15 protein-coding genes and 3 tRNA genes are annotated in these 14,587 nt (G+C 54.2%); 10 read left to right on the top strand and 8 right to left on the bottom strand.

The window, feature by feature from the left end; genetic code table 11:
* The first annotated feature begins 37 nt into the window (after positions 1-37).
* Positions 38-1,558 carry a nitric oxide reductase transcriptional regulator NorR gene (gene norR / locus NA330_RS07270; RefSeq protein WP_000010808.1) on the top strand — a complete coding sequence of 507 codons (1,521 nt, stop codon included), beginning with the start codon at positions 38-40 and terminating at the stop codon, positions 1,556-1,558.
* On the opposite strand, the gene gutQ is transcribed toward norR, so the two are convergent.
* From gutQ to srlA, 7 genes are all read right to left on the bottom strand, one after another.
* A complete protein-coding gene (gene gutQ, locus NA330_RS07275) occupies positions 1,555-2,520 on the bottom strand; it encodes an arabinose-5-phosphate isomerase GutQ (protein WP_023241769.1) in 966 nt (321 codons plus the stop codon). The genes norR and gutQ overlap by 4 nt on opposite strands.
* Positions 2,513-3,286, bottom strand: a complete 774-nt coding sequence (gene srlR / locus NA330_RS07280; protein ID WP_000804536.1) for a glucitol operon DNA-binding transcriptional repressor SrlR — start codon at positions 3,284-3,286, stop codon at positions 2,513-2,515. The genes gutQ and srlR overlap by 8 nt, the downstream gene beginning before the upstream one ends.
* 197 nt (positions 3,287-3,483) lie before the next feature.
* Complete coding sequence (gene gutM / locus NA330_RS07285) at positions 3,484-3,843, bottom strand: transcriptional regulator GutM (protein ID WP_000255198.1); 360 nt, start codon at positions 3,841-3,843, stop codon at positions 3,484-3,486.
* A 76-nt stretch (positions 3,844-3,919) separates the two neighbouring features.
* A complete protein-coding gene (gene srlD / locus NA330_RS07290; RefSeq protein ID WP_001077372.1) occupies positions 3,920-4,699 on the bottom strand; it encodes a sorbitol-6-phosphate dehydrogenase in 780 nt (259 codons plus the stop codon).
* 11 nt (positions 4,700-4,710) lie between these two features.
* Positions 4,711-5,073, bottom strand: coding sequence for a PTS glucitol/sorbitol transporter subunit IIA (srlB, locus tag NA330_RS07295; protein WP_000111553.1), 363 nt, complete (start codon positions 5,071-5,073; stop codon positions 4,711-4,713).
* Between the two features lie 11 nt (positions 5,074-5,084).
* Entirely contained in the window at positions 5,085-6,056 is a 972-nt protein-coding gene (gene srlE, locus NA330_RS07300; RefSeq protein ID WP_000199039.1) for a PTS glucitol/sorbitol transporter subunit IIB, read from the bottom strand.
* On the bottom strand, positions 6,053-6,616 hold the full coding sequence (gene srlA / locus NA330_RS07305) for a PTS glucitol/sorbitol transporter subunit IIC (RefSeq protein ID WP_000573335.1): 564 nt from the start codon (positions 6,614-6,616) through the stop codon (positions 6,053-6,055). The genes srlE and srlA overlap by 4 nt, the downstream gene beginning before the upstream one ends.
* Positions 6,617-6,868: 252 nt before the next feature.
* On the opposite strand from srlA, the gene mltB reads away from it, so the two are divergent.
* Positions 6,869-7,948 (top strand): lytic murein transglycosylase B, encoded by a 1,080-nt coding sequence (gene mltB, locus NA330_RS07310; protein ID WP_023241770.1) that lies wholly within the window; start codon positions 6,869-6,871, stop codon positions 7,946-7,948.
* Between the two features lie 38 nt (positions 7,949-7,986).
* Here the strand turns inward: mltB and NA330_RS07315 are convergent, their stop codons facing one another.
* Positions 7,987-8,232, bottom strand: a complete 246-nt coding sequence (locus NA330_RS07315; protein ID WP_000053777.1) for a hypothetical protein — start codon at positions 8,230-8,232, stop codon at positions 7,987-7,989.
* A 195-nt stretch (positions 8,233-8,427) separates the two neighbouring features.
* Between NA330_RS07315 and pncC the strand changes: the two genes are divergently transcribed.
* From pncC to NA330_RS07355, 8 genes are all read left to right on the top strand, one after another.
* On the top strand, positions 8,428-8,925 hold the full coding sequence (gene pncC, locus NA330_RS07320; protein WP_000132239.1) for a nicotinamide-nucleotide amidase: 498 nt from the start codon (positions 8,428-8,430) through the stop codon (positions 8,923-8,925).
* 84 nt (positions 8,926-9,009) lie between these two features.
* Positions 9,010-10,071 carry a recombinase RecA gene (gene recA, locus NA330_RS07325; protein WP_000963150.1) on the top strand — a complete coding sequence of 354 codons (1,062 nt, stop codon included), beginning with the start codon at positions 9,010-9,012 and terminating at the stop codon, positions 10,069-10,071.
* Between the two features lie 116 nt (positions 10,072-10,187).
* The gene (gene recX, locus NA330_RS07330) at positions 10,188-10,688 is read left to right on the top strand and encodes a recombination regulator RecX (RefSeq protein WP_023241771.1); all 501 of its coding nucleotides are present in this window, start codon (positions 10,188-10,190) and stop codon (positions 10,686-10,688) included.
* A gap of 235 nt (positions 10,689-10,923) precedes the next feature.
* A complete protein-coding gene (gene alaS / locus NA330_RS07335; RefSeq protein ID WP_080164318.1) occupies positions 10,924-13,554 on the top strand; it encodes an alanine--tRNA ligase in 2,631 nt (876 codons plus the stop codon).
* Positions 13,555-13,788: 234 nt separating this feature from the next.
* Positions 13,789-13,974 (top strand): carbon storage regulator CsrA, encoded by a 186-nt coding sequence (gene csrA, locus NA330_RS07340; protein ID WP_000906486.1) that lies wholly within the window; start codon positions 13,789-13,791, stop codon positions 13,972-13,974.
* A gap of 303 nt (positions 13,975-14,277) precedes the next feature.
* Positions 14,278-14,370 (top strand) — tRNA-Ser (locus NA330_RS07345).
* A 3-nt stretch (positions 14,371-14,373) separates the two neighbouring features.
* A tRNA-Arg gene (locus NA330_RS07350) sits at positions 14,374-14,450 on the top strand.
* Between the two features lie 61 nt (positions 14,451-14,511).
* A tRNA-Arg gene (locus tag NA330_RS07355) sits at positions 14,512-14,585 on the top strand.
* Positions 14,586-14,587: the final 2 nt, after the last annotated feature.

Genomic DNA, 14,587 nt, shown 5'->3' on the forward strand with positions numbered 1-14,587 from the left:
TGACACTATAGGTTGTCAAAATGACAATGAGGTAACCATGAGTTTTTCCGTGGAGGTATTGGCGGGCATCGCCATTGAGTTACAACGCGGCATTGGGCATCAGGATCGTTTTCAGCGGCTGATTACTACGCTGCGTCAGGTGCTGGCGTGCGACGCCTCGGCGCTGTTGCGCTATGAATCACGACAATTTATTCCACTGGCGATTGATGGCCTGGCGCAGGACGTTCTCGGCAGACGTTTTACCCTGGAAGGGCATCCGCGCCTGGAAGCCATCGCCCGCGCGGGGGACGTGGTGCGTTTTCCGGCTGATAGCGATTTACCCGATCCGTATGACGGGTTAATTCCCGGACAGGAAAGCCTGAAAGTCCACGCCTGTGTTGGTCTGCCGCTGTTTGCCGGACAGAACCTCATCGGTGCGCTGACCCTTGATGCTATGACGCCGGAGCAGTTCGAGGTATTTAGCGATGAAGAGCTACGGCTTGTCGCCGCGCTGGCCGCCGGGGCATTGAGTAATGCGCTGTTAATTGAACAACTGGAAAGCCAGAATATGCTGCCGGGGTCGTCAGGCGTGTTTGAACCGATAAAAGAGACGCACATGATCGGCCTGTCGCCGGCGATGACGCAGTTGAAAAAAGAGATCGAGATTGTGGCGGGCTCCGATCTTAACGTGCTGATCGGCGGTGAAACGGGGACCGGTAAAGAGCTGGTGGCGAAAGCTATTCACCAGGGCTCCCCCAGAGCGGTCAATCCGCTGGTCTATCTCAACTGCGCCGCGCTGCCGGAAAGCGTGGCGGAGAGCGAGTTGTTTGGTCATGTAAAAGGGGCTTTTACCGGGGCTATCAGTAATCGTAGCGGTAAGTTCGAAATGGCGGATAACGGTACGCTGTTTCTGGATGAGATTGGCGAACTGTCGCTGGCGCTACAGGCCAAGCTACTTCGCGTGTTGCAGTATGGCGATATTCAGCGCGTCGGCGACGATCGTAGCCTGCGCGTGGATGTGCGGGTGTTGGCGGCAACCAACCGTGACCTGCGTGAAGAGGTGCTGGCAGGGCGTTTTCGCGCCGATCTGTTCCATCGCCTGAGCGTTTTCCCGCTCTTTGTGCCGCCGCTGCGCGAGCGCGGCGATGATGTGGTGCTGCTGGCGGGCTATTTTTGCGAGCAGTGCCGACTGCGGCTGGGGCTGTCCCGCGTGGTGCTGAGTCCCGACGCGCGCCGCCATTTGCTCAACTATGGCTGGCCGGGCAACGTCCGGGAGCTGGAACATGCCATTCACCGTGCGGTTGTACTGGCGAGAGCGACCCGGGCAGGGGATGAGGTGATACTGGAGGCGCAGCATTTTGCCTTGTCAGAGGACGTTTTACCCGCGCCGCCTGCGGAAAGCTTTCTGGCGCTGCCGACTTGCCGCAATTTGCGCGAATCGACGGAGAACTTCCAGCGAGAGATGATTCGCCAGGCGCTGGCGCAAAATAATCATAACTGGGCGGCCAGCGCGCGGGCGCTGGAAACCGACGTCGCCAACCTGCATCGGCTGGCGAAACGTCTGGGACTGAAGGATTAGGTAATCCCCGCCTGGTAGAAATCCTGTAGGTTAATGGCGCCGGTGAGTTTGCCGTTTTCATCGACCACTGGCGCGGCGGTAATTTTGCGTTTCATCAGGAGCTCTTTGGCGTCAATGGCGCGGCTTTGCGCCTGGAGCGTAATACCGTTGGGCGTCATGGCTTCGCTTACCGGCGTGGTGAGCGCGCCGCCGCCCACCAGCCAGCGACGCAGGTCGCCGTCGGTAAAGACGCCTTTCACAACATGTTGCTCATCGCAAACCGCCACCAGCCCCAGCCCGGTACGGCTAAGTTCCAGCATGGCATCCATCACGCTGGTGGCAAGCATCACCTGCGGTATTGCATCGCCCTGGCGCATCAGGTGATGCACATTATTGAGCAAACGCGCGCCCAGTGCGCCAGCCGGATGTGAACGGGCGAAATCTTCTTCGTTAAAACCGCGCGCCTGCATGACCGCCATCGCCAGCGCATCGCCCATCATCAGCGTATTGACGGTACTGGACGTTGGTGCCAGATGCATCGGGCAGGCTTCACGCTCGACGGAAATATCCAGAACGGCTTTTGCCGCTCGCCCCAGCGGAGAGTGAGGTTTACCGGTCATCGCCAGCAGCGCGACGGATTTATCTTCCAGACGCGGGATGATGAGGTCGAGTTCTTTTGCGCCGCCGGAATAGGAGATAAATAACATCACGTCGCGGCTTTCAATCATCCCCAGATCGCCATGCAGTGCTTCCGCCGGATGAACAAAAAAAGCGGGAGTACCGGTACTGGCAAGCGTCGCGGCGATTTTTTTACCAATATGACCTGATTTACCAATACCGGAAACGATCACTTTGCCTTCACAGTGAATAATGATATTGGCGGCGCGGACAAAATCATCGCCCAGACGCTCCGGCAGACGGCTGGCTTCCTGTAGCTCCAGCATTAAGGTCTGACGGCCCGCGTTTAGTAGTACATCACTCATTGCTTTCTCCGGTTATGATTACTTCAATCCCTTTTGCTTCCAGCGCCTGACGAAATGCCGGATCGATCCCCGCGTCCGTGATCAGTTTGTCGACGGTTTCCAGACTGCACACCACATTGGGGCTTTTACGACCAAATTTTGAGGAGTCCGCCATCAGAATCACCTCGCGTGCTGCATTGCACATTGCGTTACTGACGGTGTAAACCTCATTGAACGTGGTCACACCGACATTCAGGTCAATACCGTCAGTTCCCATGAAAAGTTTATCAAAGCTGAATTGCTCAAAGGCGTTTTCCGCCAGTTGACCGTGAAACGACGCCGATTTTTTACGGAAGGTGCCGCCGGGCATCAGGATAGTTTGTTCGTTGTCCAGTTCCGATAGCGCGTTAACAATATGGAGGCTGTTGGTCATCACCGTGATGTTGCTAAAACGCGAAAGCAACGGCACCATCTGTAACACGGTACTTCCGGCGTCCAGAATAATGGAATCGCCATCATGGATATATTTCACAGCGGCTGCGGCTATCAGCGCTTTTTTGTGGGTGTTGATAAGCGTTTTGTGATCAATAGGTGGATCGGACTCTTCTTTATTCAACACCACGCCGCCATAGGTGCGGATGACGGTTCCGGCATTTTCCAGAATGACCAGATCTTTACGGATAGTGGTGCCTGTCGTGTCAAAGTACTGGGCCAGTTCTTCAACCGAGCATTTTCCCTGTTTTTGCAGGTGCTCCAGAATCGCGGCCTGACGCTGACGAGGTTTCATAGGCGTGATTACCCTGACTTATGTATTTACCCGTCATACTTCACGCTGCATGTGCGTTGGCTTTCCTCGCTCACCCCGGTCACATACTGATGTACGCTCCTGGGATTCGCTGCGTCGCCGCCTTCCTGCAACTCGAATTATTTAGGGTATTGGTTGCAAAATGATAATTTCGCAAGCTATACGCATTCACAACGAAATTACCCATGTTTCAGTTTAAGCGCCAATGATAGTGCATTCTGCGCGAGCGAATCATGGGGAAAGATCACATCAGGCTGTAATTCATGCAAATGTTTTCCTTGCATTGCGGCAATTTTAACCGGTCTGGCGAATACCGTAAGGCCTTTCATCAATAAAGTGTCCGTCACCCGCTGCTGTTCGTCCAGCGCCACGGCAACCACCACCCGGGGCTTAAAACGCCCGCCGGAGCGCCCGACGCCGACCCGCCCCTGTTGGCTAAGTTTATCGAAGGCCCGATTAAAGCGGGAAATCTGCCAGCCGCCCAGCGCCAGTTGCGCACACCAGGCGATAACGGCGACGGTAATCAGAGTGGAAACCATAATGTGCTCCTGTTGTTTTGCCTGATGGCGGCGTAACCGTCTTATCCGGCCTACGGCGCCATCCGGCAATTCACGGTCAGAACATCACTTGACCGCCGGTTACGTTGATCGACTGCCCGGTGCAATAAGACGCTTTCGGGCTGGCATAAAATAGCAGCATGTTCAGCACATCCTGATAATCACACCCGCGTTTGAGCGGTACTTTATCAATGTAATACTGCTCCACCTCGTCGGGCTTAATGCCCAGTTTAGTGGCGTATTGCGGCAGCAGTGACTGGAACATCGGCGATTTCAACAGGTTGCCGAGCATCAACGAGTGTACGGTAATGCCGTATTCCGCCAGATCCAGCGCCAGAGACTGGGTTAACCCCACGCCGCCGAATTTCGCCGCGCTGTAGCCGGAGTTGTGTTTACTGCCCACTTTGCCGGATTTAGAGTTAATCTGAATAATGCGCCCCTGAATGCCGTCGCGGATCATCAGGCGGGAAAACTCACGGGCGCAGAGGAAATAGCCCACCAGGTTCACCTGTAGCGAGCGGTCAAAATCGCCCAACTGGAAATCGCTGATAAACGCCGCTTTGGCGATACCTGCGCTGTAAACCAGCAGATCGACGCGCCCGAAAATCTCGTCTACGCCGCGGGAAAGCGCCAGCACGCTCTGCTCGCTGGTGGCGTCGGCGCCAAAACCGTACGCCATACCTTCGCCAAAATCGGCGTTAATTTCCTGGGCGACATTCGCGGCTTTATCGCTTTGAATATCAACGACCGCCACGCGGTATCCTTCTTCTGCAAGCCCACGGCAAAGGAATGCCCCCAGGGTCTGGCCTCCGCCAATGACAACGGCAACTTGATTCATGTTTTTTCTCCTTAAGCGACAAACGTCAAAATACAGCCCGGCGCGATATCGTCCGGTACAGGCCCCGCAACGTGTACGGTGCCGGGAAATTCTGCTTCGCGCAGACCATCGAAGCGCAAAGTGATATGCCCCAGTTCACGCAGGTTTTGCTCGGCTACGCTGCCGACCGCCGTGACCGGATAGCAATGTTGGCCCAATTCACACCGCGCGCCAGGCTGCAGCGCGCCGGTCAGTTCGCCATGACAATGGATGAAGCAAAATTCTTCGATATCCGCCGGCGCGCCTTCCCGAAACGTAATCAGCATCTGTTCGCCGAGCGCCTCCTTCGCGCTCTGGCCGATACGGGTGATGGTGGTTTGATAAATCACGCTCATGTCTGAACCTCTTATTGATAGATAAAGCCGGAAACAAACCAGGCGATAAGTACCGTGGGCGCGCCAGTCAGGAAGCGTCCGACCAGCACGGAAGGTACGCCGACGCGAACGGTGTCTTGTTTCGCTTCCGCCAGTGACAGGCCGACCGGGATAAAGTCGCAGGCCGCCTGCGCGTTAATCGCGAACAGGGCGGGAAGCGCCAGATGCGGGGGGATATTGCCCAGGCCTATCTGAACGCCGATCAGGACGCCAATGACCTGAGCGATAACCGCGCCAGGGCCGAGAAAGGGCGACAGCAGCGGGAAAGAGCAGATCAATGCCAGCGTCACCAGCCCCAGTGGATGGCTGGCTAATGGCGCCAGGCCGTGGGCGATCCAGTCGCCAAGACCTGAGGCCATAATGATGCCGATCAGCGCCGAAACGAACGCCATAAACGGCAGGATTGTTTTCAGGACCGTATCAATGGTGTCGCGACCGGACTGGAACAGTACCGCCACGGCGGAGCCCATTCCCATACCGACTTTTGCCAGCAGCCCGTCGCTCTGCTCGGTGATTTTTTTGCTGGTGTCGTAGTCACGTCCTAATGTCGTTTTGGCAGGCTGGGGACTGGCAGGCGTTTCGCCGACAAGAGTAATGTTTTCTTCTTTTACGCCGGAGACATAAATATCCTCAACAATATACTGCGCCAGTGGGCCGGACTTACCCGTCGAGTGAATATTAATGGTTGGAATCCGGCGTTTCGGATAGATACCGCAGCGCAGCGTACCGCCGCAGTCGATAATGGCCGCGCCGATCTCCGCTTCCGGCGGTTCGCCTTCTTTAAAGCCGTCCACCGCTTGCCAGCCTGTTAGTTGCGCCAGTTTGTCGACGATCGCCGGGCGCGTACCGGCTGTGATATAGACGATCTTTTTGCCTGGCGTAACGTCCAGTTCAAGCGGGCCGCCCCAGCCGCCGGCGCCTTTCTCAATGCGAACCCGTGTCATGATACCGCTCCTGTCAGATGAACTTTCTGCTCAAGTTGAATCCCCATTTTTTTCTCAAAAATAGCGGTGGTGAGATCGGTGACCCAACCGCGGAAGAAGTTCGTCACCAGACCTACCAGCAGATAGCTCACCGCGAGCGGGCCGAGAGGAAGCCCTAACGTGGTGAGTCCGCTGGCGATACCCAGATAAACAAACAGTTCGCCGGGATTGATATGCGGAAACAGACCGTTCATGGAGTGACAGCTATAGGAGGCCGCCGCGTAATAGCTCGGCTTGTACTTCTCCGGCATAAAGCGTCCCAGACTCAGGGTCATCGGATTACAAAAAACAAACGTTCCGATAAACGGTAAAAGCAGGTAGCGGGATAGCGGATTTCCGGCGCAGCGTTGGGCAAAACGCTCAATACGCTGCTGGCCGATAAAATTGATGAGCGCATTCATGATAACCAGCAGGCTTATCAGTAGCGGAAGAATACCTGTCACCATACCGGTAAACACCTCTCCGCCTTTCTGGAATAACCCGATGAACCACTCCGCACCATGTGTAATGGTTTCGATCATTGTTCTCTCCTGTAGGGTTTTTAGTTTTCTTGCTAATTTCCTGTTCATTGTAATCATGTTGAAAGATTCAAAAGTGTTATTGTGATCGCAAAATAAAAGAAAAATATTTTAAGTTGAAAGATTGTGGGGCGAGGGAGAGGATACAAACTGAAAAGAGGAGAAAGGTGATTTATTCTCTTGTGCCGCTTCCTTGTGCGGCGGGGGATGCTTTACCATACTTCTCCCTGGCTGAATTTGTTTAATGGATGTCTCATGTTCAAGCGTCGTTATGTAGCGTTACTTCCACTTTGCGTATTGCTTGCTGCCTGTAGCAGCACGCCAAAATCTTCCGAGACTCAAGCGACGAAGGGCACGTCTTCCGGCGGCTTCCTGCTTGAGCCGCAGCATAACGTCATGCAAATGGGCGGCGACTTCGCCAACAACCCTAATGCGCAGCAGTTCATTGATAAAATGGTCAGTAAACACGGTTTCGACCGTCAGCAGCTGCAGGAGATCCTCTCGCAGTCTAAAAGACTGGATTACGTCCTGCGTCTGATGGACAGACAAGCGCCGACCACTCAGCCGCCCGTCGGACCAAATGGCGCCTGGTTGCGCTACCGCAAACAATTTATTACGCCGGATAACGTGCAAAACGGCGTCGCGTTCTGGAATCAGTATGAAGACGCGCTGAACCGCGCCTGGCAGGTATACGGCGTACCGCCGGAAATTATTGTGGGCATCATCGGCGTGGAAACCCGCTGGGGACGTATTATGGGGAAAACACGGATTCTGGACGCGCTGGCGACGCTGTCATTTAACTATCCGCGCCGGGCGGAATATTTCTCCGGCGAGCTGGAAACCTTCCTGCTCATGGCGCGCGATGAGCAAGACGATCCGCTCAATCTGAAAGGTTCCTTTGCGGGCGCGATGGGCTACGGCCAGTTTATGCCGTCTTCCTATAAAGAATATGCGGTCGATTTCAATGGCGATGGGCACATTAACTTGTGGGATCCGGTAGATGCCATCGGCAGTGTGGCGAACTACTTCAAGGCGCATGGTTGGGTGAAAGGCGATACGGTTGCGGTGCCGGCGAATGGTCAGGCGCCGGGACTGGCGAATGGTTTCAAAACAAAATACAGCCTCTCTCAGCTTGCCGCCGCAGGCTTAACGCCGCAGCAATCGTTGGGCAATCATCAGGAAGCCAGCCTGCTGCGTCTGGATATCGGTACGGGCTACCAGTACTGGTACGGCCTGCCGAACTTCTACACCATTACCCGATATAACCACAGCACGCATTATGCGATGGCGGTTTGGCAACTGGGCCAGGCGGTAGCGCTGGCGCGGGTGCGCTAATTTACGCTTAGGGAGGGGAGCCCCCCCCTCCGCTATTATTATGGCTTTTTGGGCTGATTCTCTGCCTGCAAGTGGGATATCTTCTTTGATAGTGCCAGACTATATCCCAGACATCCCAAGCCTAAGATAATTTGACCGCCATCATACGGTTCAAAATAGCCTGACGACAATATATTCAGTACTCCCATGACAAGTGAACAGACGCCGCCAATTGTGGCCCACAGCCGTAGTTGGGTGGTTTGTTTTAGTGTTTGCTGTGTGCTTTCCGTTTTTTTGAGTGACATCCTTGCTTTCTCTCCGTGCGTGTAAATTTAGCGACATGGTACTGCTATTTAGTCATGTGCTACCTCATTTCATTCTGCATAAATAACCTGCTGGCATTTTTTCGGAATCCGACTCGTAAAATCGACTGCTCGTCCCCATCTCTGGTGAGAAAGTGCTATCTTGTGCGGCAGGATTTCTAACTGACAGAGGTCATGATGACTGACAGTGAACTGATGCGGCTTAGCGAGCAGGTCGGGCTGGCGTTAAAAGCGCGCGGGGCGACCGTAACGACAGCAGAGTCCTGTACCGGCGGCTGGCTGGCGAAAGCCATTACCGACATCGCCGGAAGCTCCGCCTGGTTTGAACGCGGCTTTGTCACCTATAGTAATGAAGCCAAAGCGCAGATGATTGGCGTGCGTGAAGAGACTCTGGCGCAGCATGGCGCGGTCAGCGAACCCGTAGTGGTCGAAATGGCGATCGGGGCGCTGAAGGCCGCTCGCGCCGATTTTGCTGTCGCTATTAGCGGGATTGCCGGGCCGGATGGCGGCAGTGAAGAAAAGCCGGTTGGTACGGTGTGGTTTGCTTTCGCCAGCGTCAGTGGAGAAGGGATTACGCGTCGGGAATGCTTCAGCGGCGACCGCGAATCGGTGCGTCGACAGGCGACGACGTACGCGCTACAAACCCTGTGGCAACAATTTCTACAAAACACTTGATACTGTATGAGCATACAGTATAATTGCTTCAACAGTACGAATTCACTATCCGGTTCAATACCAAGTTGCATGACAGGAGTAATAATGGCTATCGACGAAAACAAACAGAAAGCGTTGGCGGCAGCACTGGGCCAAATTGAAAAGCAATTTGGTAAAGGCTCCATCATGCGTCTGGGTGAAGACCGTTCTATGGATGTGGAAACTATCTCCACCGGTTCGCTTTCACTGGACATCGCACTCGGTGCGGGCGGTCTGCCGATGGGGCGTATCGTCGAAATTTACGGGCCGGAATCTTCCGGTAAAACGACCCTGACGCTACAGGTGATTGCCGCTGCGCAGCGTGAAGGTAAAACCTGTGCGTTTATCGATGCGGAACACGCGCTTGACCCTGTTTACGCACGCAAGCTGGGCGTCGATATCGATAACCTGCTCTGTTCTCAGCCGGATACCGGCGAGCAGGCGCTGGAAATCTGTGACGCGCTGGCGCGTTCAGGCGCGGTGGACGTCATTGTGGTCGACTCCGTAGCGGCGCTAACGCCGAAAGCGGAAATCGAAGGCGAAATTGGCGACTCTCACATGGGCCTCGCGGCGCGTATGATGAGCCAGGCGATGCGTAAGCTGGCGGGGAACCTGAAACAGTCCAACACGCTGTTGATTTTCATCAACCAGATCCGTATGAAGATTGGCGTGATGTTCGGTAACCCGGAAACCACCACCGGCGGTAACGCGCTGAAATTCTACGCCTCTGTTCGTCTTGATATCCGTCGTATTGGCGCGGTGAAAGAGGGCGATAATGTCGTGGGTAGCGAAACGCGTGTGAAAGTGGTGAAAAACAAAATCGCCGCGCCGTTTAAGCAGGCCGAGTTCCAGATCCTCTACGGTGAAGGCATCAACTTCTATGGCGAACTGGTTGACCTGGGCGTGAAAGAGAAGCTGATCGAGAAAGCGGGCGCATGGTACAGCTACAACGGCGAGAAGATTGGCCAGGGTAAAGCGAACGCGACTACCTGGCTGAAAGAGAACCCGGCGACAGCGAAAGAGATCGAGAAAAGGGTTCGTGAATTACTGTTGAGTAATCAGAATGCCACGCCCGATTTCGCCGTTGACGATAGCGAAGGCGTTGCAGAAACCAACGAAGATTTTTAATCATCAGGTGATGGTGGGTCGGACAAAACGAAGCCGCCATTCAGCAAAACGTTAAATTACCATCAAGGGCTGCATTTATGCGGCCCTTTTGGCATTTCTCCCTGTTAAGGTTTTTTATGAGTGAACCCACATCGCGCCGTCCCGCTTATGCTCGTCTCCTTGATCGTGCGGTACGTATTCTTGCTGTCCGCGATCACAGCGAGCAGGAATTACGGCGTAAACTCTCCGCGCCGGTGATGGGCAAAAATGGGCCGGAAGAGATTGATGCGACGGCAGACGATTATGAACGCGTGATCGCCTGGTGCCACGAACATCACTATCTTGATGACGAGCGCTTCGTGATGCGCTTTATCGCCAGTCGTAGCAGCAAAGGCTACGGCCCGGCGCGTATTCGCCAGGAGTTGAATCAGAAAGGCATTTCCCGTGAATCGACTGAAAAAGCGATGCGAGAATGTGAAATTGACTGGAGTGAAATGGCACGTGAACAGGCCGTTCGCAAATATGGCGAGCCGCTCCCTTCAAACTTTTCAGAAAAGGTTAAGGTACAGCGCTTTTTGCTCTATCGCGGGTATCTGATGGACGATATCCAGCAAATATGGCGAAATTTTGCAGATTGAGCGCATACGGGATTTTACTTCCCGGTAAAGAAAACTTATCTTATTCCCACTTTTTCCGTCTGGACGCGGGTTGCTTAACGGCGAACAGCGTCTGCGACGAATATTCCTTAAATACACAAAATCATTCAAGCCGCATCAAAGCGGCAAGTGAGCCTCGGGAACGCGTGACCGGGAAACTCGCAGCCAACGCAGAGGCGGCCTGAAGGATGAAGTGTAGCTTGATTTCAGGATAATTATGAGCAAGAGCACCGCTGAGATCCGTCAGGCGTTTCTCGACTTTTTCCATAGTAAAGGGCATCAGGTAGTTGCCAGCAGTTCCCTGGTGCCTAACAATGACCCCACTCTGTTGTTTACCAATGCCGGGATGAACCAGTTCAAGGATGTTTTCCTTGGGCTCGATAAACGTAATTATTCCCGTGCAACCACTTCCCAGCGTTGCGTACGCGCGGGGGGTAAACACAACGACCTGGAAAACGTCGGATACACTGCACGTCACCATACTTTCTTCGAAATGCTGGGCAACTTCAGCTTCGGCGATTACTTCAAACACGACGCCATTCAGTTCGCATGGGAATTACTGACCGGTGAAAACTGGTTTGCTCTGCCAAAAGAGCGTTTATGGGTCACCGTTTATGAAACCGACGACGAAGCCTATGAGATCTGGGAAAAAGAAGTCGGCATCCCGCGCGAGCGTATTATCCGTATTGGCGACAATAAAGGCGCGCCATACGCATCGGATAACTTCTGGCAGATGGGCGACACCGGTCCCTGCGGTCCGTGCACCGAAATCTTCTACGATCATGGCGACCACATCTGGGGCGGCCCTCCGGGAAGCCCGGAAGAAGACGGCGATCGCTATATTGAGATCTGGAACATCGTCTTTATGCAGTTCAACCGTCAGGCTGACGGGACGATGGAACTATTGCCGAAACCGTCTGTAGATACCGGTATGGGGCTGGAGCGTATTGCCGCGGTACTGCAACACGTTAACTCTAACTATGACATCGACCTGTTCCGCACGTTGATTGAAGCGGTAGCGAAAGTCACCGGCGCCACCGATCTGGGTAATAAATCGCTGCGCGTTATCGCCGACCACATCCGTTCCTGCGCATTCCTGGTTGCCGATGGCGTGCTGCCGTCGAATGAAAACCGTGGCTATGTGCTGCGTCGCATTATTCGTCGCGCGGTTCGTCACGGCAACATGCTGGGCGCGAAAGAGACCTTCTTCTACAAGCTGGTTGGGCCGCTGATTGAGGTAATGGGCTCCGCAGGCGAAGAGTTGAAACGTCAGCAGGCGCAGGTCGAGCAGGTTCTGAAAACGGAAGAAGAGCAGTTCGCCCGTACGCTGGAGCGCGGTCTGGCGCTGCTGGATGAAGAACTGGCGAAATTGCAGGGCGACACCCTGGACGGCGAAACCGCTTTCCGTCTGTATGATACTTATGGTTTCCCGGTCGATCTAACGGCGGACGTCTGCCGTGAGCGCAACATCAAAGTCGATGAAGTCGGTTTTGAAGCCGCTATGGAAGAACAACGCCGTCGCGCGCGCGAAGCTAGCGGTTTTGGCGCGGACTACAACGCGATGATCCGCGTTGATAGCGCTTCTGAATTTAAAGGTTATGACCATCTGGAACTGAACAGCAAAGTGACCGCGCTGTTTGTCGATGGTAAAGCGGTTGAAGTGATTAACGCGGGACAGGAAGCAGTTGTCGTACTGGATCAGACCCCATTCTATGCGGAATCAGGCGGTCAGGTTGGCGATAAAGGCGAGCTGAAAGGCGCTGGATTTACTTTCGCTGTGGACGACACGCAAAAATATGGTCAGGCGATTGGTCATATCGGCAAATTGTCTGCGGGCGCTCTGAAAGTGGGCGATGCGGTACAGGCTGACGTAGATGAAGCGCGCCGCGCACGTATCCGTCTGAACCACTCCGCCACGCACCTGATGCACGCGGCGTTGCGCCAGGTGCTTGGGACACACGTTGCGCAGAAAGGTTCGCTGGTTAGCGATAAAGTGCTGCGCTTCGACTTCTCGCACAATGAAGCGATGAAGCCGTCGGAGATTCGTCAGGTTGAAGATTTGGTGAATGCGCAAATTCGCCGCAACCTGCCGATTGAAACGAACATCATGGATCTCGACGCGGCGAAGGCGAAAGGGGCTATGGCGCTGTTTGGCGAGAAATACGACGAACGTGTACGCGTTCTGAGCATGGGCGATTTCTCTACCGAACTGTGCGGCGGTACTCACGCCAGTCGTACCGGTGATATCGGTCTATTCCGTATTATCTCTGAGTCCGGCACTGCAGCGGGCATTCGTCGTATTGAGGCGGTAACCGGTGAAGGCGCTATGGCCACCGTTCATGCGCAAAGCGATCGCTTAAACGATATTGCGCATCTGCTGAAGGGCGACAGCCAGAATCTGGGCGACAAAGTGCGTGCCGTACTGGAACGTACGCGTCAACTCGAAAAAGAGTTGCAGCAGTTGAAGGACCAGGCCGCAGCGCAGGAGAGTGCAAATCTTTCCAGTAAAGCGGTCGATCTCAACGGCGTGAAGCTCCTGGTTAGCGAGCTTGCTGGTATTGAGCCGAAAATGCTGCGAACCATGGTTGATGATCTGAAAAATCAACTGGGGTCTACCGTTATCGTACTGGCAACGGTTGTTGAAGGTAAGGTTTCTCTGATTGCGGGCGTGTCGAAGGATGTGACCGACCGGGTTAAAGCAGGGGAATTGATTGGTATGGTCGCTCAGCAGGTGGGCGGTAAGGGTGGCGGTCGTCCGGACATGGCGCAAGCCGGTGGTACGGATGCGGCAGCTCTGCCTGCAGCGTTAGCCAGTGTACAAGGCTGGGTCAGCGCAAAATTGCAATAATTATAAGCGTTCGTTGGCGCCGCAGCCCGTGCTGCGGCGTTTACGTCAACGCTATCGACAACGATAAAGTCAGGTTGAAGTTTTGTATATCGGCTAAACTTAGGTTTAACAGAATGTAATGCCATGACTGCTTACACCTAAGGTGTTTGTCATCGCTTACTTTTTGGCGTTATATGATGGATAATGCCGGGATACAGAGAGACCCGACTCTTTTAATCTTTCAAGGAGCAAAGAATGCTGATTCTGACTCGTCGAGTTGGTGAGACCCTCATGATTGGCGATGAGGTCACCGTGACAGTTTTAGGGGTGAAGGGCAACCAGGTGCGTATTGGCGTGAACGCCCCGAAAGAAGTTTCTGTCCATCGTGAAGAGATCTACCAGCGTATCCAGGCTGAAAAATCCCAGCAGTCCAGTTACTAAGGTTTTCGCGTCTCACTTTTCGGGTGAGACGCAGCCTCTCTTCTCGCTCGCCCTCGTTGTCCCTTCATGACTTTTTTCAACCTCACTGTTGATATGGTGCGCTTTTGGCGGCCAGCGTGTCATCAAATTATCTGTTGATAAAACACTCTTTTTGGCTTTTTTACAGACTAATTGAGCGTGAAGTGTGCAAACGATAAAAGCTCTGGAAAAATTGTTTGACTTATAAGTCCCAGAAAGTAATATGTGCGCCACGCAGCGACGATGAGCAGAACAAGTTCTTCGAAGCACTCGTAAGAGGCGTGTGGTGAGGTGGCCGAGAGGCTGAAGGCGCTCCCCTGCTAAGGGAGTATGCGGTCAAAAGCTGCATCCGGGGTTCGAATCCCCGCCTCACCGCCATTTGCATCCGTAGCTCAGCTGGATAGAGTACTCGGCTACGAACCGAGCGGTCGGAGGTTCGAATCCTCCCGGATGCACCATCTCTTACTTGATACGGCTTTCCCGCGGTATCAAAATCTGCAGTAAAGTAAGTTTCCCGATGCATCCGTAGCTCAGCTGGATAGAGTACTCGGCTACGAACCGAGCGGTCGGAGGTTCGAATCCTCCCGGATGCACC

Origin of the sequence: Salmonella sp. NW722 (assembly GCF_051702785.1) — a bacterium.
Classification (GTDB): Bacteria; Pseudomonadota; Gammaproteobacteria; order Enterobacterales; family Enterobacteriaceae; genus Salmonella; species Salmonella enterica.

Bases quoted from the DNA above. Each gene is read 5' to 3' on its own strand.
- norR (WP_000010808.1), top strand. From the start codon at position 38: ATGAGTTTTTCCGTGGAGGTATTGGCGGGCATCGCCATTGAGTTACAA.
- gutQ (WP_023241769.1), bottom strand. From the start codon at position 2,520: ATGAGTGATGTACTACTAAACGCGGGCCGTCAGACCTTAATGCTGGAG.
- srlR (WP_000804536.1), bottom strand. From the start codon at position 3,286: ATGAAACCTCGTCAGCGTCAGGCCGCGATTCTGGAGCACCTGCAAAAA.
- gutM (WP_000255198.1), bottom strand. From the start codon at position 3,843: ATGGTTTCCACTCTGATTACCGTCGCCGTTATCGCCTGGTGTGCGCAA.
- srlD (WP_001077372.1), bottom strand. From the start codon at position 4,699: ATGAATCAAGTTGCCGTTGTCATTGGCGGAGGCCAGACCCTGGGGGCA.
- srlB (WP_000111553.1), bottom strand. From the start codon at position 5,073: ATGAGCGTGATTTATCAAACCACCATCACCCGTATCGGCCAGAGCGCG.
- srlE (WP_000199039.1), bottom strand. From the start codon at position 6,056: ATGACACGGGTTCGCATTGAGAAAGGCGCCGGCGGCTGGGGCGGCCCG.
- srlA (WP_000573335.1), bottom strand. From the start codon at position 6,616: ATGATCGAAACCATTACACATGGTGCGGAGTGGTTCATCGGGTTATTC.
- mltB (WP_023241770.1), top strand. From the start codon at position 6,869: ATGTTCAAGCGTCGTTATGTAGCGTTACTTCCACTTTGCGTATTGCTT.
- NA330_RS07315 (WP_000053777.1), bottom strand. From the start codon at position 8,232: ATGTCACTCAAAAAAACGGAAAGCACACAGCAAACACTAAAACAAACC.
- pncC (WP_000132239.1), top strand. From the start codon at position 8,428: ATGACTGACAGTGAACTGATGCGGCTTAGCGAGCAGGTCGGGCTGGCG.
- recA (WP_000963150.1), top strand. From the start codon at position 9,010: ATGGCTATCGACGAAAACAAACAGAAAGCGTTGGCGGCAGCACTGGGC.
- recX (WP_023241771.1), top strand. From the start codon at position 10,188: ATGAGTGAACCCACATCGCGCCGTCCCGCTTATGCTCGTCTCCTTGAT.
- alaS (WP_080164318.1), top strand. From the start codon at position 10,924: ATGAGCAAGAGCACCGCTGAGATCCGTCAGGCGTTTCTCGACTTTTTC.
- csrA (WP_000906486.1), top strand. From the start codon at position 13,789: ATGCTGATTCTGACTCGTCGAGTTGGTGAGACCCTCATGATTGGCGAT.